General features: G+C 73.4%; 21 protein-coding genes. 10 read left to right on the top strand and 11 right to left on the bottom strand.

The genetic code is table 11. The features are described from left to right. Positions 1 to 23 precede the first annotated feature (23 nt). Together ACIQPQ_RS23935 and ACIQPQ_RS23930 are read right to left on the bottom strand one after the other, a co-directional pair. Positions 24 to 770, bottom strand: coding sequence for a 4'-phosphopantetheinyl transferase family protein (locus tag ACIQPQ_RS23935; protein ID WP_401306849.1), 747 nt, complete (start codon positions 768 to 770; stop codon positions 24 to 26). Further along, complete coding sequence (locus tag ACIQPQ_RS23930; RefSeq protein ID WP_401306846.1) at positions 767 to 1,405, bottom strand: hypothetical protein; 639 nt, start codon at positions 1,403 to 1,405, stop codon at positions 767 to 769. Before ACIQPQ_RS23930 ends, ACIQPQ_RS23935 begins: the two co-directional genes overlap by 4 nt. A gap of 91 nt (positions 1,406 to 1,496) precedes the next feature. Between ACIQPQ_RS23930 and ACIQPQ_RS23925 the strand changes: the two genes are divergently transcribed. From ACIQPQ_RS23925 to ACIQPQ_RS23910, 4 genes are all read left to right on the top strand, one after another. Continuing rightward, positions 1,497 to 2,669: a PIG-L deacetylase family protein gene (locus tag ACIQPQ_RS23925; protein ID WP_401306844.1), complete on the top strand. Its 1,173-nt coding sequence runs from the start codon at positions 1,497 to 1,499 to the stop codon at positions 2,667 to 2,669. Positions 2,670 to 2,683: 14 nt separating this feature from the next. Next, entirely contained in the window at positions 2,684 to 3,379 is a 696-nt protein-coding gene (locus ACIQPQ_RS23920; protein ID WP_401306842.1) for an alpha/beta fold hydrolase, read from the top strand. 56 nt (positions 3,380 to 3,435) lie between these two features. Then, positions 3,436 to 4,554 (top strand): BtrH N-terminal domain-containing protein, encoded by a 1,119-nt coding sequence (locus ACIQPQ_RS23915; RefSeq protein WP_401306840.1) that lies wholly within the window; start codon positions 3,436 to 3,438, stop codon positions 4,552 to 4,554. Between the two features lie 167 nt (positions 4,555 to 4,721). Continuing rightward, complete coding sequence (locus ACIQPQ_RS23910; RefSeq protein ID WP_401306838.1) at positions 4,722 to 4,976, top strand: phosphopantetheine-binding protein; 255 nt, start codon at positions 4,722 to 4,724, stop codon at positions 4,974 to 4,976. 64 nt (positions 4,977 to 5,040) lie between these two features. On the opposite strand, the gene ACIQPQ_RS23905 is transcribed toward ACIQPQ_RS23910, so the two are convergent. Beyond that, positions 5,041 to 6,177 carry an FAD-dependent oxidoreductase gene (locus ACIQPQ_RS23905; RefSeq protein ID WP_401306836.1) on the bottom strand — a complete coding sequence of 379 codons (1,137 nt, stop codon included), beginning with the start codon at positions 6,175 to 6,177 and terminating at the stop codon, positions 5,041 to 5,043. An 87-nt stretch (positions 6,178 to 6,264) separates the two neighbouring features. Between ACIQPQ_RS23905 and ACIQPQ_RS23900 the strand changes: the two genes are divergently transcribed. Further along, positions 6,265 to 6,870, top strand: a complete 606-nt coding sequence (locus ACIQPQ_RS23900) for a TetR/AcrR family transcriptional regulator (protein WP_401307177.1) — start codon at positions 6,265 to 6,267, stop codon at positions 6,868 to 6,870. Between the two features lie 64 nt (positions 6,871 to 6,934). Here ACIQPQ_RS23900 and ACIQPQ_RS23895 read toward each other — a convergent pair whose 3' ends face one another. Together ACIQPQ_RS23895 and ACIQPQ_RS23890 are read right to left on the bottom strand one after the other, a co-directional pair. Further along, positions 6,935 to 7,612, bottom strand: coding sequence for a TetR family transcriptional regulator (locus tag ACIQPQ_RS23895; RefSeq protein ID WP_401306833.1), 678 nt, complete (start codon positions 7,610 to 7,612; stop codon positions 6,935 to 6,937). 82 nt (positions 7,613 to 7,694) lie between these two features. Further along, positions 7,695 to 8,108: a MarR family winged helix-turn-helix transcriptional regulator gene (locus ACIQPQ_RS23890; RefSeq protein ID WP_401306830.1), complete on the bottom strand. Its 414-nt coding sequence runs from the start codon at positions 8,106 to 8,108 to the stop codon at positions 7,695 to 7,697. Between the two features lie 265 nt (positions 8,109 to 8,373). Here ACIQPQ_RS23890 and ACIQPQ_RS23885 point away from each other — a divergent pair, with 265 nt between their 5' ends. The 4 genes from ACIQPQ_RS23885 (at position 8,374) to ACIQPQ_RS23870 (ending at position 12,428) form a co-directional block, all read left to right on the top strand. After that, positions 8,374 to 9,285 (top strand): SDR family oxidoreductase, encoded by a 912-nt coding sequence (locus ACIQPQ_RS23885; RefSeq protein ID WP_401306827.1) that lies wholly within the window; start codon positions 8,374 to 8,376, stop codon positions 9,283 to 9,285. A gap of 1 nt (position 9,286) precedes the next feature. Beyond that, positions 9,287 to 10,264, top strand: coding sequence for an amidohydrolase family protein (locus ACIQPQ_RS23880; RefSeq protein ID WP_401306824.1), 978 nt, complete (start codon positions 9,287 to 9,289; stop codon positions 10,262 to 10,264). 20 nt (positions 10,265 to 10,284) lie between these two features. Next, positions 10,285 to 11,835 (top strand): long-chain fatty acid--CoA ligase, encoded by a 1,551-nt coding sequence (locus tag ACIQPQ_RS23875; protein ID WP_401307174.1) that lies wholly within the window; start codon positions 10,285 to 10,287, stop codon positions 11,833 to 11,835. A 104-nt stretch (positions 11,836 to 11,939) separates the two neighbouring features. Then, positions 11,940 to 12,428 (top strand): MaoC family dehydratase, encoded by a 489-nt coding sequence (locus tag ACIQPQ_RS23870; RefSeq protein WP_401306822.1) that lies wholly within the window; start codon positions 11,940 to 11,942, stop codon positions 12,426 to 12,428. A gap of 61 nt (positions 12,429 to 12,489) precedes the next feature. On the opposite strand, the gene ACIQPQ_RS23865 is transcribed toward ACIQPQ_RS23870, so the two are convergent. From ACIQPQ_RS23865 to ACIQPQ_RS23855, 3 genes are all read right to left on the bottom strand, one after another. Then, a complete protein-coding gene (locus tag ACIQPQ_RS23865; RefSeq protein WP_401306819.1) occupies positions 12,490 to 13,698 on the bottom strand; it encodes a 4-hydroxybenzoate 3-monooxygenase in 1,209 nt (402 codons plus the stop codon). A gap of 147 nt (positions 13,699 to 13,845) precedes the next feature. Continuing rightward, positions 13,846 to 14,790 carry an alpha/beta hydrolase fold domain-containing protein gene (locus ACIQPQ_RS23860; RefSeq protein ID WP_401306816.1) on the bottom strand — a complete coding sequence of 315 codons (945 nt, stop codon included), beginning with the start codon at positions 14,788 to 14,790 and terminating at the stop codon, positions 13,846 to 13,848. An 8-nt stretch (positions 14,791 to 14,798) separates the two neighbouring features. Next, entirely contained in the window at positions 14,799 to 15,353 is a 555-nt protein-coding gene (locus ACIQPQ_RS23855; protein WP_401306813.1) for a DUF3237 family protein, read from the bottom strand. A 200-nt stretch (positions 15,354 to 15,553) separates the two neighbouring features. Here ACIQPQ_RS23855 and ACIQPQ_RS23850 point away from each other — a divergent pair, with 200 nt between their 5' ends. Then, on the top strand, positions 15,554 to 16,480 hold the full coding sequence (locus tag ACIQPQ_RS23850; protein ID WP_401306810.1) for an SDR family oxidoreductase: 927 nt from the start codon (positions 15,554 to 15,556) through the stop codon (positions 16,478 to 16,480). A gap of 78 nt (positions 16,481 to 16,558) precedes the next feature. Here ACIQPQ_RS23850 and ACIQPQ_RS23845 read toward each other — a convergent pair whose 3' ends face one another. Genes ACIQPQ_RS23845 through ACIQPQ_RS23835 form a run of 3 tightly spaced genes read right to left on the bottom strand, consistent with a single transcriptional unit; the run spans position 16,559 to position 22,203 of the window. After that, positions 16,559 to 20,101: a ThuA domain-containing protein gene (locus ACIQPQ_RS23845; RefSeq protein WP_401306808.1), complete on the bottom strand. Its 3,543-nt coding sequence runs from the start codon at positions 20,099 to 20,101 to the stop codon at positions 16,559 to 16,561. Between the two features lie 48 nt (positions 20,102 to 20,149). Further along, positions 20,150 to 20,983, bottom strand: a complete 834-nt coding sequence (locus ACIQPQ_RS23840; RefSeq protein ID WP_401306805.1) for a sugar phosphate isomerase/epimerase family protein — start codon at positions 20,981 to 20,983, stop codon at positions 20,150 to 20,152. Beyond that, positions 20,980 to 22,203, bottom strand: a complete 1,224-nt coding sequence (locus ACIQPQ_RS23835; protein ID WP_401306802.1) for a substrate-binding domain-containing protein — start codon at positions 22,201 to 22,203, stop codon at positions 20,980 to 20,982. Before ACIQPQ_RS23835 ends, ACIQPQ_RS23840 begins: the two co-directional genes overlap by 4 nt. Positions 22,204 to 22,207 lie beyond the last annotated feature (4 nt).

Here is a 22,207-nt window from a genome sequence, read left to right as displayed (position 1 = left end):
GGTGCGGTGCGGGAGTCGTGCGGCTACCGGCGGGCGCGCAGGGCGCCCGGTGCGGGGTGCTGGACGAGGGACACCTCGGTGGTGCCGGTGACCGCCACCGACGCGGGATGTGTCTCCCCGGCCAGGGTGTCCGCCATGCGTACCTCGCGGCGGACGCCGATCTTCTCGGGGAGGGCCAGCACGGCGGGTGCGAGGGCCGGGTCGGTGACGTGGAGTCGGCGCGGCGGCACGCGCAGGCCGACACCGAGTGCCTTGAGGACCGCCTCCTTGCGGGTCCAGTAGCGCAGGAAGGCGGCGGGGCGTTCGGCGGGCGGCCGGGCGCGCAGGGCCGCCAGTTCGGTGGCGCCGAGCGTGCGGGGCGCGACCGCCTCGACGTCCGTGGCGGTCCGCGCGTCCTCCACGTCGAGGCCGACGTCCGCGCCGCGGCAGACGGCGAGCCCGACGACGTCGCCGCTGTGGGAGATGTTGAACCGGAGGTCCGTGCCGGTGTCGGCGGTCACCTTGCCGTGCGGTCCGGAGCAGCGCGGGCACACGCGGCGCAGCGGGACGGCGGCGGGGCCGATGCCGAGGAGGTCGCCGAGGACGATCCGGGTCAGGGCGCAACCGGCGAGGAAACGTTGTCGGTTGGCCGGGTCGGGCGTGGCGTCGTGGCGGGCGCGCTCGACGGGGTCGAGCAGGTCCACGAGGCTCTCGGGCACGTCGGCGGGCCGCGCCCACCACACGTCGACGGGGCGGAGGTCCGTCCGGGCCGGGCGGGCAGGGGCGTTCACGCGGCCGTTTTCCGGCGGACCTCGCCGACGAGCCGGAATCCCATGTGGGGCACCTTGAGGATCTGCGCGCCCGAGCCGACCTCCCGGAACCGGCGGCGCAGCGCCTCGACGAGGTCTCTGGGGTCCTCGCCGGTGAGGCGCAGCAGGTCGGGGCGGGCCACGATGGTGGCCCGGCGGTCGCCGAGCGCGCGCAGGGCCCGCGCCTCCGCCGGGGTGAGCCGTACCGAGGCGGAGGGCGTGGTGAGCGTGCCGTCGTCGTCGAGGTCGAGGACCTGTGCGGCGGCGGGGGCAGCGACGTCGCGCAGATATGTCAGGAACGCCTCCAGGCGGGCGGTGTCCAGCGGTGCCGCCATCACGAACCCGGCGCCCGAGCGGACCGCCGCGAGCGTGGATCTGGCGGTGGGCGCGGACTGCACGAGGACCGCGTAGGCCCCGTCGCGGGTGAGGGCGGGCAGCAGCAGCGGGGACGCGCCGTCGGCGCAGGCGGCCACGAAGGCGACGAGGAGGTCGGGCGTCAGGTGGTCGGCCGGGTCGCCGTGCTCGGGAAGGGACTTCAGCGGCAGCTCGGTCCTTCGACACGCCTCGCCCAGGACCGTGGTCTCCGCCGTGCCGAGTCCCCGCGCGAGTACGTACATGCCATCGAGCCTCTCGTCGTGTACCGACCACAGACGTGCCATGTGCTCATGCCATCCTTCCACAAACACCCTGTGGCCTACACTCATGCGCATGTCGGAGAGCGCCTCCGTCGTGCGCTTCACACGGCGGACACAGAGAGAACTCACGGCGGTGGACCGGCCGTTACGGCTTCCTCACGGCGAGTTCGACGGCGGTGGCGCACGCTTCCTCGGGGAGCCGGTCCCCGAACTCCTCCCGGATTCGGCGGCGGCGCTCTGGGCGGCCTGCGACGGCGGCCGGGCGTTCGGCTCCTTCCCGCCCGCCGAGGCCGAGCGGATCGCCCGCTGGCACGCGGCGGGTCTGGTCGTGGCGGCCCCCGCTCCGCGTACGGCGCCCGCGGGGTCGCCGGTCTGTCTCTCGCCGCACCCGGACGACGCCACGCTGGCCGTGGGCGCGCTCCTGGCCCGGTCCGGGGGCCGGGTGGTGAACGTCTTCTCGCACGAGACGTGGACGCGGCGCCCCTACTACCGGGAACGCCCGGCCCTGGCGTCTCGGCTGCTGCTGGCGGAGGAGCGGGTGGCGTGCAGGGTGCTGGACGTGCGACCGGCCTTCCTGGGCCATGTGGACGCGGCCGACCGCGCGGCGTGGGGCGCGGACTTCCTGGTGGAGCCGGACGCGGAGGTGTCGGCCGTGGCGGCGGAACCGGACCTGTTCGCGCGGGTGACCGCGGACCTGGCGGCCGAGGTCGCGGGGGCGCCGCTGGTGCTGGTCCCGCTGGGCGTCGGCGGGCACGTGGACCACGTCCTCACCCGGCAGGCGGCCCTCGCTCTGGTCGACCGGGGGGTGTGGGAGCCCGGACGCGTCGCGTTCTACGAGGACATGCCGTACGCCCTGTTCACGGAGGCGGCCCAGGCGGCGGGCCGACTGGACCGGCCGGGCGGGTTGTCGGGCGCGGGGCGGTCCGGCGGCGGGGTCCGACCCGTGCGGGTGCCGGGGACCGAGGAGGCGGCGCTCGCCAAGCAAGAAGCCTTGTGGGCCTACCGGTTGCAGGTGCTGGACGCCGTGGTGCGACGTGTCGACCGGTACGGGCGGAAGGCCGGGGACCCTGGAACGGCGGCCGGGGTGGCTGGTGCCGCGGGCGCGGCGCACTCGGTGGGTCCGGTGAGGTTCGCGGAGCGGCTGTGGGTGTGGCCGGAGGCGGAGGCCGCGGTGCGTGAACTGGCCGCGGAACACGGGGACTCGAAAGGGTGGGGCGGCGACGGGCCGTCCTCCACCGGCGGCTGAGGGAGGACCACGAGGTGCGTCTCGACACGCGGGAGTGGGGCGCGGGCGATCGGCTCGCGGTCCTCGTCCACGGCCTGATGTCCGACCACCGCACCTGGGACGAGCTGGTGCCCGTCCTGACGGGGCGCGGCTACCGGGTGCTCGCCGTGGACCTACGCGGCCACGGCACCAGCGCCCGCGGCCCGTACGCACCGCACCTGTTCGCCGAGGACCTCGTCGAAACACTGCCGCGCGGGGCCGAGTTGGCGCTCGGTCACTCGCTGGGCGCGCTCGCGCTCTCGCTGGCGGTGGAGGAACTGCGCCCGGAACGGGTGGTGTACTCGGAGCCCGCCTGGCGGCTCGGCGGACCGGACGGCGCCCTCGATCCGGCCCAGTTCGTCCTCTTCAAGCGGTCGCCCCAGTTGCTGGTCAGCATGTTGCGGCCCGGCTGGCCGGAGTCGCGGGTGGCCGCCGAGGTGGCGGCCCTGCGGGCGTGGGACGAGGAGTCCGCCGTGGCCCTGTCCGCGCACCGGGCGGTCGACCACACGCCGGAGAAGGCGGTCGTGCCCTCACTCGTCCAGGTCGCCGACCCCAGCACCCTGGTGGACGCGGAGATGCGCGCGGAGTTCGGCCGACGGGGGTTCACGGTGCGGACGGTGCCGGGGGCCACCCACGCGATCCACCGCGACGGCCTGGACACCTTCGTGTCGTCCCTGGCGGGCTGGCTGTGACGCTCCGCGAGGACGACGAGGGAGCGGCGGCGGCAGCACCGGGAGCGGAGGGTCTCGTGACGGAACAGGCATCCGCACAGGCGGAGTTCACGGACACGGAGTCCAGGGGTGCGGTGTCCAGGGGGGTGTCCTGGGACACGGAGTTCTCTGCTCTGGACTGCATCTCGGCGACCTTCGGCGTGGTGGCGGCCCGGCTCGGTCACGATCCGAGCGTGCTCGGGGACCAGTGGGGCTACCACCGCCGCGCGGACGCGGTCGGGACCGAGTGGCCCGTGGAACTGCTCGGCATCCACCGCCGTACGCCGGAGGAGATCCTGCGCGACTGGTACGGGCTGGACACCGCCGTCCGCGAACACGGTTCGTCCGAGGAGGCGTTGGCGTGGGTACGGGAGCAACTCGCCGCCGGGGTGCCGGTGGTCGCCTGGGTGGACACGTTCCACATCCCGTACAGCTCCTTCCACGGCCGTCAGCACCACGCCCACCGGATGGTGGTCTGCGGCTACGGCGAGGGCGGGAGCGGGGACGGAGACGGCCGCGTCGGGTCCGCGCAGGCGGCGGCCTCCGGACGCCCGGACCGGCCGTTCCATGTGATCGACTGCTACCAGGGCTTCCCCTACGACGGTCCGCTGGACGCGGGCACCCTCGCGGCGGCGATGTCCTCGGCGGCGCTCGGTGAGGCGCGGCGGGGAGATCCCGACTGGCGGAACAGAACCCTCGTCGTCCGGCCCGGACGTGCGGGCGGGTCCGGACCGGCCGCCGGGGAGCGCTTCAGGGCCGCCCTCGTCCGGAACACCGTGGAGGCAGCCTCCGCCGCGGGTCTGCCGACCGCCGCCGCGGACGCCCTCCGCGACGACCCGGCCCGCTACGCCGACCTGAGCCCCGTCGGTGTGATCGAGGTCAGCGCCTGGTTCGGCGAGCTGGCCAGTCAACGCGCCCTGAACGCACGGTTCCTGCGGGCGGCGGCCGAGGCGTGCGGGGTGCCGGTGCTGCGGGAGCGGGCCGCCGAGGCCGAGGCCCTGTCCCGCCGCTGGGAGATGACACGGAACGTGTTCTCCCTGCGCCTGCGGCAGGGCGCCCCGGCGGTGGTCCGGGTCGCCGGTCTCCTCACCGAGACGGTGGCCCGGGAGACCGTGTGGAACGAGCGGGTGGCGGAGGACATCGCGCCGGGGTCGTGACGGGGTCGTTGCCGACCTTCCCGTGGTCGGGAGGCCGGGCGGTACACAAGAGGGTTTCGTGTCGCGGGACTTCGGGGAGACGTCCTGCGGAGATCGCGACCGGCTACGCTGACCGGCACGGGGCATGTCCGTCGCCCGCAGGCCGCGCAGCATTCGAGGAGCAGCCCGTGAACGACCTCTCCTACCGCGACTTCGAGGACGTCCTCCGCCGCAGCCTCCCCTTCCTGGACGCGTCGGCCCCCGTCGATCCGGACGCCGGTCTCACCGAACTCGGCCTGGACTCACTGACCTTGCTCACCCTGGTCACCGAGCTGGAGGAGACGCTCGCGGTGGAACTGCCCGACGAGATGCTGGTGATGGACACGTTCTCCACACCGTCGGCGCTGTGGGAGAAGCTCTCGGAGCTGCGCCGGAGCGCCTGAGGCACCGCGTCGCCATGTCACCGCGCCGCCCGGCCCTGGTTTCGGCGTCGGGGTCGGTGTCCGCTCACGGCCCGTCGGCGGCGGCGAAGTCGGGCAGTTCGGTGGAGAGGAGGTCCTCCGCGCCGCCGTCGAGGAGGCGCTGTGTCTCGTGGGCGCGGGGGATCATGGTCTGTTCGTAGACGCGGACGGCCTCGGCGACGGTGTCCGTCCGGGCGACGGCGAGGGCGAGTTCGCAGGCGTCGAGCATGGCGAGGTTGACTCCGACGCCGAGCGGGGGCATCAGGTGGGCGGCGTCGCCGAGGAGCGTCACGGCGGGGTCCTGCCGCCAGACGTGCGGGACGGGCAGGGCGTGGAGGGGGCGGTGCACGTAGGGGCCGTCGTTGTCGGTGATCAGGCGTCGCAGGGCGGGTGACCACGCCTGGAACCGCTTCAGGAGCAGGGCGCGAATGCCCTCGGTGTCCTGGGCGGTGAGCCCGGCGTCGGTGATCCAGTCGGCGGCGGCCTTCTGGATGACGTAGACGCGGATGTGGTCGCCGCCGTTGCGCTGGGCGAACAGGCCGCGCTCGCCGTCGGCTCCGGCGGCGGAGCCCTGGCCGACGAGTGCGGCGATCTCGGGGTGGCGACGGTCGACGTCGTCGAACCAGGCTTCCAGGAAGCTGACGCCGGTGTACTCGGGGACCGCGTCGGACACGGCCCGGCGCACCTTCGACCAGGCTCCGTCGGCCCCGATGACGAGGTCGGCCTCGACGGTCGTGCCGTCGGCGAAGCGCAGCCGCCGGGGTCCGCCCCGAGGGCCGTCGACGCTGATCAGCGTGCGGCCCCACCGGACGGTTCCGGGCTGGAGCGAGTCGAGGAGGAGGTCGCGGAGGTGTCCGCGGTCGATCTCCGGCTTGAAGCGTTCGCCCTCCTCGGGCCGGTGGTGGAAGAGGACCGTGCCCGCCGGGTCCAGCTGCCGCATCTCCTGGCCCTCGGGGCGGGACGCCCGGAGGAACGCGTCGAGGAGTCCGGCCTCGCGCAGCGCGATCTGGCCGTTGTCCTCGTGCAGGTCGAGGCTGCCGCCCTGGTCGCGGACGTCGGGGCCGCTCTCCCGGTCGTGGACGGTGACGGTGACGCCGTGCCGCTGGAGGACGCGGGCGCAGGTGAGGCCGCCGGGTCCGGCGCCGACGATCGCGATACGAGGGGTGGTGGGTGTGCTGTTCATGCCTCCCACAGAAGCACACCGGTTCACTAAGTGCAACCGTTGCACTTTTTGAGTCGATGCACTTTCGGGTAGGGTGGCGGCATGCCGATGCCAGATCCCTCCGCGGCGGCGCAGCCGACGGGGCGCCGCGAGCGCAAGAAGGCCGCCACCCGCCGGGCCATCGCGGACGCCGCGCTGCGGCTCTTCCTGGAACGCGGCTACGACGCCGTCGGCATCCGGGAGATCGCCGACGCGGCGGACGTGTCCACGACCACCCTGTTCAAGCACTTCCCGGTCAAGGAGGCGCTCGTCTTCGACGAGGAGGCCGACCAGGAGCAGCAGCTCCTCGCCGCCGTGCGGGAGCGCCCCGCGGGCCTGTCGATCCCGGCGGCGCTGCGCGAGCACGCTCTGCGGCACCGGGTGGCGCCGCCCGACCGCGGCAGCGACTTCCGTACGTTCGCGGCGCTCGTCGACGCCACCCCGGCGCTGCGGGAGTACCTCCAGGCGATGTGGCTGCGGCACACCGACGCCCTGGCCCGGACCGTCGCGCGGGAGTGCGGCCTGCCGCCCGGCGACGCCACCTGCACGGCCCTGGCCCACTTCGCCCTGGAGGCCCCGCGCGTCGCCCGCACGCACGACGACCCCCGCGCGGCCCTGGTCAGCGCCTTCGATCTGCTCGAACAAGGCTGGGCGGGAGTCGCCGACGGCCGCTGACGGCAGGGCTCGACAGCCGTCCCGTGGGCGGGTGTTCAGCGAGCCGGGGTGACGCGCCGCTCGGTCACGCGGTCGCGGTGCGGGCCAGTGTGCCCGTCAGCAGGGTGGTCAGCACGTCGCGCAGCGCGGGGGCGAAGTCCAGGCGGTACGCGGCGAGCGCGGGGTCGGCACGGTAGGCGTCCAGCATGGCGGCGGACGGGCGGGCGTGGGTCCACACCGCGCCGACCATCATGACGACCTGGGCGGTGAACACCACAGCGGCGTCACCGAGTTCGGGGAGCCGGGCGCGCAGCAGCGCGGCCATCGCGTCGACGTTGCCGAGCGCCGTCCGCTTCCATCGTCCGGCCACCTCGGCGGAGACGTTGCGCTCCAGGACACCGGCCTGGGCGCTGAACAGGTCGCACAGGACCCGGCGCCCCTCCAGGGAGCGGACGAGGACGTCGACGAGCCGTTCGGCGCGCTCCCCCACCGGGGCGTCCGCGGCGATCTCCCGGTCCAGCAGCGCGGGCAGGTCGTCCGCCCACTGCTTCCAGGCCCGGTCCAGCAGTTCCAGCAGGATGGCTTCGCGCGACTCGAAGTAGCGCAGCACGTTGGACTTGGCCAGCCCGACGCGTCGGCTCAGCTCGTTGAGACTGACCTCGCCGACCGGCGTCTCGTCGAGCATGGCGGCCGTGGTGTCCAGGATCGCCCGCCTCCGCAGCTCGCGCTGCTCCTCGCTGCGCGCACGTTGAAAGGTAGGCATCGGTTCATCGTACAGACCGTCGGGCTGTTGCGATCGGGCCGCCGACGCCCCGCGGACCTCCGTCAGGCGGGACGGGCCCGCCTCACGCGAGCGAGCGCCACGTGCGGTGCAGGGCGTCCCGGAACGCGGCCACCTCCGGGGTCGTCAGGTCGGCGACCATGCGGGCCTCCAGGTCGCGGGCGGGGGCGGCGTACGCGGCCAGCAGGCCGCGGCCCTCGCCGGTGAGGTGGATCAGGCGTTCACGCCGGTTGGCCGGGTTGGGCTCGCGCCGGATCAGGGCGCGGCCCTCCAGCGCGCGGACCATGTCGGCCATCGACTGGGCCGTGACGAACGAGTCCCGCGCGAGCTGCGCCGCGGAGACGCCGTCGTGCCGCTCCAGGACCGTGAGGGCCGTGTACTGGAGCGCCGTGATGCCCGCGGGCTTGAGCAGCTCCTCCAGGCGGGCCCGGACCGCCAGTTCCGTCCTCTTGACCAGGTAGAGCAGCGACGTGCCCACGGTTGTCCCCTCTCCCCCGCGGCGGTGCGCCCGGCGGGCCGCGCCACCGCGCGGGATGTGCGGGCGGCGCGGTCGACACTCTAGACCATTGACAGGAATCCTGTCGGTTCCCCAGACTGTCGATTATCAGGAATCCTGTCGATCGAGGCCCGTCGAGGGCTGAACCCTCCGGTCGAGGTCCGGTCGCCAGGTTCATGGGCCCCGCACGCCGTTCGGGAAGTCCATGAAGTCCGGGAAGTCCAGGAAGTTCAGGAAAGGCACCTCCATGGATCTGCAAGGGAAAGTCGCCGTCGTCACGGGCAGCGGCCGTGGTCTGGGGCTCGGGTACGCCCGAGCCCTCGCCGCCGCGGGTGCGGCCGTCGTCGTCAACGACGTCGCACCGGACGTGGTCGGCGCCGCCGTGGACGCCCTCCGCTCCGAGGGCGGCCGGGCGGCCGGTGTCGTGGCCGCGGTGGGCGACAGCGCGGTGGCCGAGGAGCTGGTGGACGCGGCGGTCGACGCGTTCGGACGCCTCGACGTGCTCGTCACCAACGCGGGCATCCTCCGCGACCGCGTGCTGTGGAAGATGACCGACGACGACTTCGACGCGGTGGTCCGCGTCCACCTCCGCGGCACCTTCACCTGTGCGCGGGCCGCGGCGGTCCGGATGCGCGAGCAGGGCACCGGAGGCCGCCTGGTCCTCATCTCGTCCCCCGCCGGGCAGCGCGGCAACTTCGGGCAGACCAACTACGCGGCGGCCAAGGCGGGCATCGTCGCCATGGCCCGCACCTGGGCCATGGAGCTGGCGCGCGCGGGCGTCACCGTCAACGCCGTCGTCCCGGTGGCCGCCACCGAGATGACCCGCACGATCCCCGCGTTCGCCCCCTTCGTCGACGCGGCCGAACGCACCGGCGCGCCGCTGCCGCGGTGGCTGCGCCGGGACGAGGGTCTCGGCACCGTCGAGGACGTCGCCGCGCTGATCACCTTCCTGGCCTCGGACGCCTCCGCCGGCGTCACCGGGCAGGCCATCGGCATCGGCGGCGACCGGCTCGCGCTGTGGGCGCACCCCGCGGAGAAGGCGGTCGCCTTCGCCGACGGCGGCTGGAGCGCCGACGCGATCGCCGCCGGGTGGCGGGACGGCGTGGGCTCCGAGCCCGAGACGTACGGCATCCCCGCGCCCACCGCCCCGGAGGCGTGACATGACCGACCTCCCCCGCGCCACCGACCGGCCGCCCGCCACCGGCACACGCACCGACACCGGCACCAGCGCCAGCACCACCCCCGCCCCCAGCCCTCGTACCGCCCTCGACGTCGACCGGCTCGTCGCCATCGACGTGCACACCCACGCCGAGGTGTCCAAGGACGGCCACGGCGCGCTGAGCCCGGAGCTGTTGGCGGCGTCCGCGACGTACTTCAAGGCGCACGGGCACCGGCAGCCGACGATCGACGAGACGGCCGCCCACTACCGCGAACGCCGCATGGCGGCCGTGGTGTTCACCGTCGACGCCGAGCACGCCACCGGCCATCCGCGGATCGCCAACGAGGAGATCGCGGAGAGCTGCGCCGCGCACGCCGACGTGCTGATCCCCTTCGCGAGCGTCGACCCGCACAAGGGCCGCGCGGGCGCGCGGGAGGCGCGGCGGCTGGTCGAGGAGCACGGGGTGCGCGGCTTCAAGTTCCACCCGAGCGTCCAGGCGTTCGCCCCGAACGACCGGATGGCGTACCCGCTGTACGAGGTGATCGAGGGGCTGGGCGTGCCCGCGCTCTTCCACACCGGTCAGACGGGGATCGGCGCGGGCGTGCCGGGCGGTGGCGGCATCCGGCTGGCGTACTCCGACCCGATGCTGGTCGACGACGTCGCCGCCGACTTCCCCGAGCTGCGGATCGTCCTCGCGCACCCGTCGTTCCCCTGGCAGGACGAGGCGCTCGCGGTCGCCACGCACAAGCCGTACGTGTACATCGACCTGTCCGGCTGGTCCCCGAAGTACTTCCCGCCGCAGCTCGTCCGGTACGCCGACACGCTGCTCCAGGACAAGGTCCTCTTCGGCTCCGACTACCCCGTCATCACCCCGGACCGGTGGCTCGCGGACTTCGAGAAGCTCCCGGTCAGGCCCGAGGTCCGGCCGAAGATCCTCAAGGAGAACGCGGCACGGCTGCTCGGCCTGCGGGCGGGGTGACGGACGTGGAGGAGTCGTACGTGGTGAACCGGGGCATCGGCTCCTGGTCGGCGCGCCGGGCCCGCAGGAGCCCCGACCGGGTGGCCGTCGTCCACGAGGAACGGACGCTGACCTACCGGGAGTTGGACGAGCGGGTGGGGCGGCTCGCGCACGCCCTGCGGGAGCGGGGGGTGGGCCGGGGCGACCGGGTCGCGTATCTGGGGCCCAACCATCCCGCCTTCCTGGAGACCCTGTTCGCGGCGGGCGTCCTCGGGGCGGTCTTCGTCCCGTTGAACATCCGGCTCGCGGCGCCGGAGTTGGCGTACAACCTGGCCGACTCGGGCAGCGCCGTCCTCGTGCACGGGCCCGAGCAGGAGGCGGGGGCCCGTGCGGCGGCCGTCGAGGCGGGGGTGGCGCACAGGATCGCGCTCGCCGGACCCGACGGCGACGCCCCCGGCTACGAGGAGTTGCTCGCCGCCGCCGGGACCGCCCCGCCGGACGAGGACGTGGCGCCCGAGGACCCGTGCATGATCATGTACACCTCGGGGACGACGGGCCGGCCCAAGGGTGCCGTCCTCTCCCACGGCAACATCGCCTGGAACAGCGTCAACGTCCTCGTCGACACGGATCTGCGCGCGGACGAGGTGGCGCTCGTCGTCGCCCCGCTGTTCCACACCGCCGGTCTGAACATGTCCTGTCTGCCGACCCTGCTCAAGGGCGGCCGGGTGGTGCTGCTCGGCGCGTTCGACGCCGACCGGGTGCTGGAGGTGATCGAGGAGCGGCGGGTGACCTCGATGTTCGGCGTGCCGACGATGTTCGACGCGCTCGCCGCGCGGCCCCGCTGGGCGACCGCGGACCTGTCCAGCCTGCGCACGCTGAACTGCGGCGGCGCGCCCGTCCCCGCCCGGACGCTCGCCGCGTACCGCGAGCGCGGCCTGGCCGTCAGCCAGGGCTACGGCATGACGGAGGCCTCCCCCGGTGTCCTCTTCCTGGACCGGGAGCGGGCGGCGGACCGGGCCGGGTCCGCCGGGGTGCCGCACTTCTTCACCGACGTCCGGGTGGTCCGGCCCGACGGGCGGGACGCCCGGCCGGGGGAACACGGCGAGATCCTCGTCCGCGGCCCGCACGTCATGACCGGCTACTGGCGGCGGCCCGAGGACACCGCGGCCGCGTTCGCCGACGGCCGGTGGCTGCGGACCGGCGACGTCGCCCGCACCGACGACGACGGGTACGCGTACCTCGTCGACCGGGTCAAGGACATGTTCGTGTCGGGCGGCGAGAACGTGTACCCGGCGGAGGTGGAGCAGGCGCTCCTCACCCACCCGGCGGTCGCCGAGTGCGCGGTCTTCGGCGTGCCCGACCCGGTGTGGGGCGAGGTCGGCCGCGCCGTCGTCGTCCCGCGGTCCGGCGCCCGCGCCGACGCGGAGGAGCTGCTCGGCCATCTCCGGGGGCGGCTCGCCAAGTACAAGATCCCGCGCTCCCTCGTCCTGACCGACGCGCTGCCCCGCACCGGCTCCGGGAAGATCGTCAAGCACGTCGTACGCGCCCGGTACACGGACGGTCCCGGCGACGACGGCAATGACGGCGGCTGACGGCGCCCCTTGACCGCCCCGCACCCACCCCGGTGCGAACTCCCACTCCCACTCCCTCTCGTGGGCGGCGTTCCGAGCCGCCCACGCCCTCGGAAGGATCGACCATGACCGCACCCACGCCGACGCCCACGCCCGCGCCCCTGACCGCCGACGGTCTCGACGCGCTGAAGGCCCTCGCCGGAACCGACCTCGGGCGGACCGGGTGGCGGGAGATCACCCAGGAACGGGTGGACACCTTCGCCGACGCCACCGACGACCACCAGTGGCTGCACACCGACCCGGAGCGCGCCGCGGACGGCCCCTTCGGCGGGACCATCGCGCACGGCTACCTCACCCTCTCCCTCCTCATCCCGCTCTTCGGCGAGCTGCTGGAGATCACCGGTACGCGGATGAGCGTCAACTACGGCCTGGAGAAGGTCCGTTTCCCCAGCCCCGTGCGGGTCGGGTCGAGAATCCGCCTGCACGGTGCCGTCGGCGCGGTCGAGGAGGTGAAGGGCGACGGGGTGCAGATGGCCCTGACGTTCACCGTCGAGACGGAGGGCGGCGACAAGCCCGCCTGTGTCGCCGAGGCGGTGTACCGCCACTACGCCTGACCCGGCCGCCGCGCCCGAGCGGTCCCGCGCCCGACCCGGCCGTCGCCCCTGGGCGGCCGGGTCAGTGGGCGCGGGTGGGCCAGCCCGTGTACTGCTCGGCGAGGTAGGTCTGTCCGGCGGGGGTGCCGACCACGTTGTCCAGTTCGCCGAGCTGACGCCGCAGGTCGAACGCGGAACCGCCGGGCGGCGTGTGCAGCAGCTGGGTCATCCAGTACGAGAAGTTCTGCGCCCGCCAGACCCTGCGCAGGGCCTGCGGCTGGTAGTCGTCCAGCGCGGTCCCGCCCTCCCGGCCGAGGGCCCGCAGCAGCACGGGGGCGAGGACCTTCACGTCGTGCAGGGCCAGGTTGAGGCCGCGCGCCCCGGTCGGGGGGACCGTGTGGGCGGCGTCGCCCGCGAGGACCAGCGAGCCCCAGCGCATCGGCTCCTGCACGAACGAGCGGAACCGCAGGACCGTCTTCTCCAGGACCGGCCCCTCCTGGAGGCGGAATCCGTCGTCCCCGGCCACCCGGTCCTGGAGCGTCTTCCAGACGCGGTCGTCGGACCATGCCTCGGGGGACTCGTCGGGGGCGCACTGGAAGTACATGCGCTGCACGGTCTCGGTCCGCCGGCTGATCAGGGCGAAGCCGTGCGCGGAGTGGGCGTAGACCAGTTCGGGGGCGCTCGGGGGCGCCTCGGCGAGGATGCCGAACCAGGCGAAGGGGTACTCCCGGCCGTAGCGCGTCCGCCGGTCCCCGGGGACCAGGTCGCGGCACATGCTCCGTGACCCGTCGGCGCCGACGACATACCGGGCGCGGACCTCGTGGCGGGTGCCGTCGGGTGCCGTCCAGCGCACGCGGGGCGTGGCCGTCGTGACGTCGAGGACCTCGGTGTCGGTGACGCCGAAGTGCACGGTGCCGCCGTCGCGGGCGCGGGCGTCGGCGAGGTCGGTGAAGACGTCGGTCTGCGGGTAGAGCCAGACCGACGCGCCGACCAGGCGCTTGAAGTGGACGCGGTGCGGCCGTCCGCCGAAGCGGAGTTCCAGGCCCTCGTGCTCGTCGCCGTCGCGCAGGACACGGTCGGAGACACCGGTGCCGACGAGGTCGTGGGCGACGTCGGCCTCCAGTATCCCGGCCCGCTGGGTGGTCTCGATCGCGTGCCGGGTGCGGGTGTCGACGACGACGGTGTCGACCCCGGCCCGCCCGAGCAGGTGCGCCAGCATCAGACCGGCGGGACCGGCTCCGATGACGGCGACGGGAACCGAGGTGACGGTGTCGACGGCGGTGTCGGTCATGGCATCTCCTGTACGGGGGTGATCGGTGCCCTCGCCCCGAACGGTGGCAGGGGCCGGGGCCCGCGGTCGCGGGGGTTTCCGCCGAGCGGAAACCCCCGTGCGGGCGCCCGCACGGGGGCGTGGGCACCGGGTGGGACGGCGCTCGGGTCAGGTCGTGGCGGCGCGGCGGACGTGGGCCGCGAGGACGGCGTACATCTCCTTCGTGACCTCGGGCTTCTCGCCGGTGATGTCGTAGCCGTGGTCGACGTCCGGCAGGTCGTGATGGGCGACCAGGGCCCCGGCGTGCGCGAGGCGTGCCGCGTAGACGAGGCCCTCGGCGCGGAGCCGGTCGCGTCCGGCGGTCACCAGGACGGCGGGGGCGATGCCGGTGATGTCGTCGCTGTTGGCGCCCCAGGCCGGGGAGACCCGCGGGTCGGTGCGCTGCCGGGGGTCGGGGACGTAGGCGGCGTCGAGGAACTGGCTGAGCGAGGGGCGCAGCATGGGTTCGTGGTCGGTGGGCGCGGCCTTGCTGCGGGCGGGGGTGACGAGGTCGAGCGGCGGATACTGCAGGACCTGGAGGGCGATCTCGGGTCCGCCTTCGGTGAGGGCGGTGCGGCAGGCCGCCGCGGCGAGCGAGCCGCCCGCGCTCTGTCCGCCGACGAGCAGCGCGGCCCCGACCCACGGGCGGGTGTCGTCGGCCGCCCAGAGCAGGGCGTCGTACACCTGCTCGACGGGGACCGGGAAGCGGGCGTGCGGGGTGCGCCGGTAGTCGACGTTGACGACGAACACGCCCGCCTCGTGGGCCAGGTAGCGGCAGAGGGAGTCGTCCATGGCGGGTGCGCCCGCCGAGAAGCCGCCGCCGTGGACGTTGACGTACACACCGCGGGCGGTGTCGGCGGTGCGCGGCCGGTAGAGGGTGGCGGGCATGTCGCCGTGCCGGGTGGGGACGGTGACGGGCGCGGTGTCGGCGGGGACGGCGGCGAACGGGGACTCCCTGCGCTGCCGGGCCTCGGCCACGGCCAGGAGGCGGGCCATGCCGTCGGCGACGAACTGCCGGGGGCGGACGGAACGCGGCGGAGGGGACGACGGGGGCAACGGTGACGAGGGGGTCATGGGGCGGCTCATTTCTCCGGGCGTCCCTCGGGGGCCCGGTGTTCGGTGACGCGGTGGAAGGCGAGGGAGACGCCGCTCGGGGTGTCGGCGCCGGTGAGGGGGGTGAGGGTGCCGACGAGCACGGCGTCGTTCAGCCAGGCGTAGGGGCCTTCGGGGGCCTCGATCCGCGGGGTGGTGACGAAGCCGTGGTCGGTGAGGGCCCCGGAGTTGGTGACGGAGAGGACGACGCCGTCGTCGGTGCGGACGAGGTAGGTGGCGTCGACGGTGGGCACGCCGTCCTCGCGGATCAGGCTCCAGTCGGCGCCCAGCGGCAGCACCTCGCCGTGCACGCGGGGGCCGGTGACGGTGCCGCCGGTGAGGGGGATGACGCGCCGCAGGCCGCGCGGGGTGCGGCCGACCACGATGGGCTCGCCGACGAACACGGTGAGCCGGGCGACGAGTTCCCGCACCAGCCGCGGGCCGGGCGCCCCGGCGGCTTCCGTCGTTCCCGTGTCGTGCGCGGTGTGCGGCGGCTCGGGCGGCGGCTGGTCCGCGGCGGTGCGGGGATCGGACGTGTTCGGCATCGCTGCCCCTTTCCACATCAGGTGCACAGCACCCTGCATTGACAGGATTCCTGTCATTCACGGCAGTGTGGCGTCACGCAGGATTCCTGTCAATGCAGGGTGAGCGAGCCCCGGCGAGGCGCCTCCGATTGCACAATAGACCGCCGGTCCGTTAACGTGAAGGCAATAAGAGACCGACAGTCTTTAAGGGGATCGATCCGATGTACGTCGTACCCGACCAGTCCGGGACGTCCGCCGTGGTGACCGGCGCCAACAGCGGCACCGGCAAGGAGACGGCCCGCCGTCTCGCCGAGGCCGGTGCGCACGTCGTCCTCGCCGTCCGCACCCCGGCCAAGGGCGAGCAGGCCCGGCGGGACATCCTGGCCCGCCATCCGGCGGCGCGGCTGGAGGTGCGCCCCCTCGACCTCGCCGACCTGGCGTCGGTCCGGGCCTTCGCCGACCGGCTGACCGCCGACGGGACCCCGCTCGACCTGCTGATCAACAACGCGGGCGTGATGGCCCCGCCGCGCCGGATGACCACCGCCGACGGCTTCGAGCTGCAACTGGGCAGCAACTACCTCGGCCCGTTCGCGCTGACCCTGCGCCTGCTGCCGCTGCTGCTGGCCGCCGACCGGCCGCGGGTCGTGACGATGAGCAGCGGAACGGCCGCCTTCGGGCGCGTCCGCTTCGACGACCTCCAGTGGGAGCGCCGCCGCTACAGTCCGATGCTGTCCTACGGGCAGTCGAAGCTGGCCGACCTGATGTTCACCCGGCAGCTCGCGGCCGTCGCCGAGGAGCGCGGCTGGGACCTGCTCAGCGTGGCCGCGCACCCCGGCTCCACCCGCACCAACCTCCAGACGGCCGGGGCGAGTCTCGGCCGCGACCGCACCACGCGCCCCTGGTTCGCGCGCTTCGACGTCGTCCCGACCCAGGACGTCGAACAGGGCGCCGAGCCGCAGCTGTACGCCGCGACGGCCCCGGACGTCTCCCCCGGCGACTACTACGGGCCGACCGGCCGCATGGGCCTGGTCGGCCCGGCGGGCAAGGTCCGCCCGACCCGCCGCGCACTCGACGCCACCGCCAACGCCCGCCTCTGGACCGCGTCGGAGCGGCTCACGGGGGTCACCCTGGCCGACTGCGTGTCGTGAGGCGCGGCGGCCGACGTGACGGCGGGACCTGGCGCCCGCCCGGCGGGGCGGCGGGGGCGGGCGCCAGGAGGGTGGGGGTCAGGTGACCTTGGTGAACCTCCACTGCTGGTTGGTGCCGCCGTGGCAGGTCCACTGGATCAACTGGACCTCGTTCTCGGTGGAGTGGCCCGGCACGTCGAGGCACTTGCCGCTGGGCGCCGACAGCACGCGGTAGACGTCCGTACCGGCGGACTGCACCTTCCACTTCTGGTTGCCGCCGCCGTTGCAGGACCACTGGCGGAGCTGGGCGCCCTCCGTGTCGCCTTGGCCGCCCGGCACTTCGAGGCACTTGCCGCTGACCTCGGCGACCAGCGTGAACGTGCCGTCGCCCGCGTCGTTCAGCTTCCAGCGCTGGGCGGCGCTGTTGTTCGGCGTGTACTGGATCACCGGCGCGCCGTCGTCCGTGGCGGCGTGCTTCACGTCCATGGCCTTGGAGCTGCCGACTCCCGTGACCGTGTAGGTGCTTCCGTCCTCGGGGGCCGAACCGGAGCCGACGCCGCGGCCGTTGAACGTGAACGCGTCGAGGTCGAAGGTGAGGTTGCCGTCGGCCCGGAACACCGCGTAGAGCTTGCCGGTCCCCACGGGGTCGGTGAGGTCGGTGGCCGGGAGGTCGACGTAGGTGTCCCAACTGCCCGTCACCGGGATACGGGTGGTGGCGAGGAGCTGTCCGGTCGGGGAGCCGGAGCGCAGTTCGACGGTGCCGCCGCCGTTCTCCGGCGAGGACACCCGGTACGACACCGAGGTGATGCCGGAGAGGTTGACCGGGTCGAAGGAGATCCAGTCGCCGGGGCTGATGTCGCCGATGCGGCGGCCGCCCTCGGCGCCGCCCTGGCTGACGATCCGGACGCCGGACTGCGCGGTGAAGTACTCCGCCTGCTTGTGCTTGGGGTGGAGCGCGGCGCTGGTGGTGCCGGTCAGGCCGCCCGCGTCGGTGTAGTCCGCGGAGAGCACGAAGTAGGTGTTGGCGTCGGCGTCGTGGCCGGAGGCGCTGGTGCGGATCGTGCCCGTGCAGCCGGTGTACTGGCCGGTGTCGTGGCTGTGGCTGTCGTGGCCGAGGGCGGCGGTGACCTTGACCTTGGAGCAGTCGACGGTGCCGTCCTCGGGGTCGGTGACGTTCACCTTGTAGCTGATGGTGTCGCCGTAGGAGATGAAGCCGCCGTTCGGCGGGCTGGCGAAGGTCACCTTCGGCCGGGTGTTGCCGACGGTGACGGGCACGTTCACGCTGCCCGTCTTCCCGGCGGCGTCGGAGACCGTGAGGGTCGCGGTGTAGGCCCCGTTGGCCGTGTAGCGGTGGGTGGGGTTCGCGGCCGTGGAGGTGTCGCCGTCACCGAAGTCCCAGCGGAAGCTGAGCGCGTCGCCGTCGGGGTCCGTGGAGCCCTGGGAGGAGAACTCGACCTCCAGCGGCGGCTGTCCGGCGTCGGGGGTGGCCTTCGCCTTCGCCAGGGGCGCGCGGTTCCCGGCGACGTAGTCGATGCGGTAGATCCCGTCGTCGGTGTTGGCGTGACCGAAGCCGTTGCCCCACTCGGCGATGTACATCGCGCCGTCCGGGCCGAACTTCATGTCGATCAGCGCGCGGGGGCTGATCTGCGCCGCCAGGGAACTGATCTTCAGGAGCTTGCCGGTGTCGTCGAGGCGCATCTCCTTGACGAGGTTGCGGCTCCACTCGTAGAAGAACGGCGTCTTGTCGAAGTAGGCGGGGAACTTGCGCTCGGAGGTGCTGTCCGGGTCGAAGTGGTAGAAGGGGCCGCCCATGGGGGCCGCGCCGCCCGCGAGGTCGATCTCGGGGAACTCGGCGGAGGCGTGGTAGTCGTACCAGACCGTGGCGGGCTTGGCGGCGGGCAGCTCGGTGCGGCCGGTGTTGTTGGGCGAGTCGTTGACCGGCGCCCCGCAGTCGAACTTGGCGCCGGAGGTGCCGGTGGCGAAGTCGTAGTCGTTGAACGGGGTGTTGTCTCCCGTGCAGTACGGCCAGCCGTAGAAGCCGGGCTCCTTGATCAGGTCCCACTCCACGGTGCCCTCGGGGCCGCGGTTCGGGTCGGCGGCGCCCGCGTCGGGCCCGTAGTCGCCCGCGGATATCCAGCCGGTCTCCTTGTCGACGGCGAACCGGAAGGAGTTGCGGAAGCCCATGGCGTAGATCTCGGGCTTCGTCTTCGCCGTGCCCGGGGCGAACAGGTTCCCCGACGGAACGGTGTACGTGCCGTCGTCCTCGGGGTGGATGCGCAGGATCTTGCCGCGCAGGTCGTTGGTGTTCGCGGAGGAACGCTGGGCGTCGAAGCGCTCACGGCCCGGACGTTCGTCGATGGGCGTGTAGCCGTTGGACTGGAACGGGTTGGTGTCGTCGCCGGTGCCGATGTAGAGGTTGCCGCCCGGCCCGAAGGCGAGGTTGCCGCCGGTGTGGCCGGGCTCGTCGACGTCGCGGAAGTCCGGCACCTCCAGGAGCTTCTTCTCGCTGCCCAGGTCGAGCGTGTCGTCCGCCTTGACGGTGAACCGGGAGATCCGGTTGATCTCGGCGCCACCGGCCGGGGCGTAGTTGACGTAGATCCAGCGGTTGGTGGCGTAGCCCGGGTCGAGGGCCAGGCCGATGCCGCCGCCCTCGCCGCCGTCGTAGACCTCCAGACGGGCCGCGACATGCGTCTCGTGCGTGTCGCCGTGGGTGTGGATCACGTTGACGGCGCCGGAGCGGGACAGGTAGAAGACGTCGCCGTCCGGCGCGACGTCGAGCTGCATCGGCTGGTCGGGGGTCCCGTCGAGGACGACCTTCTGGTAGCGGTTGGACACCGTGCCGCCGCAGTCGCCCGCCGCGGCGCCCGCCGCCCACTTCACCCCGCCGAGGAGGTGCTGCCGGAAGAACGGCTCGGAGTAGGCGGACGCCTGGTGGCCCATCGCGGTCGCCCAGACCTTGCCGCCCTCGGCGTTGCGGCACCAGGAGATCGGGTGGTCGGCGCCCATCCGGCCCGGCCCGGGGTCGTACGTCGTCTCGTCGGCGGTGACCAGGACGTGCACGTCGCCGCGGGTGTTCTTGTCGAAGTTGTACCACTCCTCGCTGCGGGTCCAGCGCTCCGGCAGCCCCTTGGTCGAGGGGTGCACGCGGTCCGCGACCTTGGCGGTGCCCTGCACGATCGAGGAGTGCTGCGTCATGTGGGCGCCGGCCATCACGACCTGGTCCCACCAGGGGAACTCGGCCTCGATGTTCATGTCGGTGGTGTTGTGGACCGCGACGATGCCGTGGCCGCTGCGCACGTAGTCCTGGGCCGCCTTGCGCTGGGCGTCGGTGTCCCAGACCATGCCGGAGTTCTGGAGCATGATGACGGCGTCGTAGGTGTTGAGGGTCGCCGTGTCGAAGACGGCGGAGTCCTCGCTCCTGACGACCTCGAAGTTGTTGTCGGCGGCGAGCTGTTCGACCATCTGGACGCCGGCGGCGATGGAGTCGTGGCGGTAGGCGCCGGGGGCGGTCTTGGTGAAGAGCAGCACCTTGAAGTCGGCGGCGTCGGGGGCCGCCTGGGCGGGGGGTGCCTGGAGGAACGCCAGGCCCAGGGCGAGGGCGCTCAGCGCGGTCAGGGCGCGCTTCGGCCAGGGTCTTCTCACGGGTGGTCTCCTAGCAGGGGGCAGGAGGGGTGGGGGTGAGGGGGGGGTTCAGAGGGTGCGCAGGAACGCCAGTCCGTCGGCGGCCAAGGCGTCCTGGGTGGCGGCGAGGGGCCGCCAGACGGACGCCGCGACGGCGATCGACGTGTTGTCCGGGGTGAAGGACTCGATGACCAGCGGGCCGTCGTAGCCGATGTCGCGCAGGACGGCGGTGAGCGCGGCCCAGTCGAAGTGGTCGCCGCCCGGAGCGCCGCGGTCGGTGCCGCAGACCTGGAGGTGCACGAGGCGTGCTCCGGCCGCCCGGACGGCCTGGTGGGGGCTCCTCTCCTCGATGTTGAGGTGGTACGTGTCGAGCGCGAGGCCGCACTCCTCGGGGAGGGCGTCCAGAGCCTGGTCGACGGTGTTGATCAGGCTGGTCTCGTAGCGGTTGAGGGGTTCCACGCCGACCCGTACGCCGTGCTGCCCGGCGTGGTCGAGGACGGGCTTCAGGTTCTCCCGCAACTCCGCGTAGGCGGCCTTGCGTTGGGCCGTGTCCAGCCGCCAGGTGCGGCCGACCGAGGCGTAGGCGGGGCCGCTGATCGCCGGGGCGCCGACGGCGGCGGCGACGTCCACGCAGTAGCGGAGGTAGTCCTGGGTGGCGCGGACGGTTCCCGGCAGGGCGGTGACGAGTTCCCGGCCGGGCGGCATGACGAGGACGACGGAGGCGGCGAGGCCGAGGGAGGCGAGCAGTTCGGCCGCCCGGTGGGGGTCCCACAACCCGATCTGCTCCACCGGGAGTTCGATGACGTCGAAGCCCAGAGCGGCGACGTGGGGGGCGAGTTCGGCGAGGGACTCGTCGGTGAGCGGCGAGTTCCACACCCAGGTGTTGACGCCGATCGCCGTCACTGCTTGCCACCCCACTTCTGCGGGTAGCCCGGCAGGTCCTCGCAGCCGCAGAGGGCGTAGTGCAGCGGGGGCATGCCGGGCCGGAGGTAGGTGTCGAGGGTGTCCTCGGTGACGGTGGGCTGCGGCAGGTTCCAGGTCTTCGGCACGCTCTCGCCCTTGAGGATCTTCAGGGCGGCGATGACCGGGGTGCGCCACTGGTAGGTGGGGTAGGTCGGGGCGACCGCGGTGAGCTCGGCCTCCTTCCACTTGGTGAGGAAGTCCTGCTGGTCCTCGCCGTTGATCGGCGGGACGGGCACCCCGGCGTCCTCGAACGCCTCCACGGCGGCGACGGACGTCGCGCCCGCGTCCATCCAGACGCCGTCGAGGGTGCCGTGGCGCTGGAGGTAGTTGCTGACGATGCTCTTGGTCTTGGCGGCGTCGCCGTCGGTGTACTCCACGCCCACGATGTCGAGATCGCTCCTGTCGAAGACGATCTTCGCGGCGGACCAGCGGGTCTCCAGGACGTCGACGCCGGGCAGGATGCGCAGGGCGAGGACCTTCCCGCCGGGCTTCACCCGGTCGACGAGGAACTCGGCGGCGTCCGCGCCGAAGGCGTAGCCGCCGATCGGCTTGATGAAGGTGACCGGGCAGTCGGTGGCGACGCCGCGGTCGAAGACGATGACGGGGACCTTCGGGCAGGCGCCCTTGACCGCCGGGGTGAGGGTGGCGGTGGTGTTGGGGGACACGATGAGCGCGTCGCAGTCCTTGGCCTGGAGTTCGGCGATGTCGGAGATCTGCTTGTCGTCCTTGCCCTCGGCGTCGAGGACCGTGAACTTCTCGATCTCCTTGTGCAGGGAGACCTCGGCCTGCATGGACTTCCAGCCGACCTGGCGCCACGGGTTGTCGGTCGCCGCGTTGGAGAAGCACAGGTGGTAGGGGCCGTCCTTGGCGTACCGGGCGGTGTCGGTGGGCTGCGGGTCGATGGCCTGCTCCCAGGGCTTGCCCGCGGGTCCGGTGGGCTGCTGGGTGCGCATGGCGAGCTGGGCGTCGTGGTCGGCCTGGACGAAGAACGCGGACCGGCCGTCCGTCGCGGCCGACGTGCCCGGGGTGCCGGACGCGGCGGCGCCGTCCTGCGGCAGGTCGGAGGTGCAGGCGGTCAGGGACGCCGTCAGCGACAGCGCGGCGGCCAGCGCGGCGGCGGCTCTGGTGAGCGTGGGGGCGGGGGTGGCGGGGAGTCTCATGGTG

The organism is Streptomyces sp. NPDC091281 (assembly GCF_044757425.1).
GTDB lineage: Bacteria > Actinomycetota > Actinomycetes > Streptomycetales > Streptomycetaceae > Streptomyces.
This window is presented reverse-complemented; position numbering and strand designations above follow the sequence as displayed.

What these genes read in the sequence shown, in the direction of transcription:
- ACIQPQ_RS23855 (WP_401306813.1), bottom strand. Translation starts at nt 15,353, where the DNA reads ATGCCGAACACGTCCGATCCCCGCACCGCCGCGGACCAGCCGCCGCCC.
- ACIQPQ_RS23900 (WP_401307177.1), top strand. Translation starts at nt 6,265, where the DNA reads ATGCCAGATCCCTCCGCGGCGGCGCAGCCGACGGGGCGCCGCGAGCGC.
- ACIQPQ_RS23885 (WP_401306827.1), top strand. Translation starts at nt 8,374, where the DNA reads ATGGATCTGCAAGGGAAAGTCGCCGTCGTCACGGGCAGCGGCCGTGGT.
- ACIQPQ_RS23865 (WP_401306819.1), bottom strand. Translation starts at nt 13,698, where the DNA reads ATGACCGACACCGCCGTCGACACCGTCACCTCGGTTCCCGTCGCCGTC.
- ACIQPQ_RS23850 (WP_401306810.1), top strand. Translation starts at nt 15,554, where the DNA reads ATGTACGTCGTACCCGACCAGTCCGGGACGTCCGCCGTGGTGACCGGC.
- ACIQPQ_RS23835 (WP_401306802.1), bottom strand. Translation starts at nt 22,203, where the DNA reads ATGAGACTCCCCGCCACCCCCGCCCCCACGCTCACCAGAGCCGCCGCC.
- ACIQPQ_RS23930 (WP_401306846.1), bottom strand. Translation starts at nt 1,405, where the DNA reads ATGTACGTACTCGCGCGGGGACTCGGCACGGCGGAGACCACGGTCCTG.
- ACIQPQ_RS23860 (WP_401306816.1), bottom strand. Translation starts at nt 14,790, where the DNA reads ATGACCCCCTCGTCACCGTTGCCCCCGTCGTCCCCTCCGCCGCGTTCC.
- ACIQPQ_RS23880 (WP_401306824.1), top strand. Translation starts at nt 9,287, where the DNA reads ATGACCGACCTCCCCCGCGCCACCGACCGGCCGCCCGCCACCGGCACA.
- ACIQPQ_RS23905 (WP_401306836.1), bottom strand. Translation starts at nt 6,177, where the DNA reads ATGAACAGCACACCCACCACCCCTCGTATCGCGATCGTCGGCGCCGGA.
- ACIQPQ_RS23895 (WP_401306833.1), bottom strand. Translation starts at nt 7,612, where the DNA reads ATGCCTACCTTTCAACGTGCGCGCAGCGAGGAGCAGCGCGAGCTGCGG.
- ACIQPQ_RS23870 (WP_401306822.1), top strand. Translation starts at nt 11,940, where the DNA reads ATGACCGCACCCACGCCGACGCCCACGCCCGCGCCCCTGACCGCCGAC.
- ACIQPQ_RS23925 (WP_401306844.1), top strand. Translation starts at nt 1,497, where the DNA reads ATGTCGGAGAGCGCCTCCGTCGTGCGCTTCACACGGCGGACACAGAGA.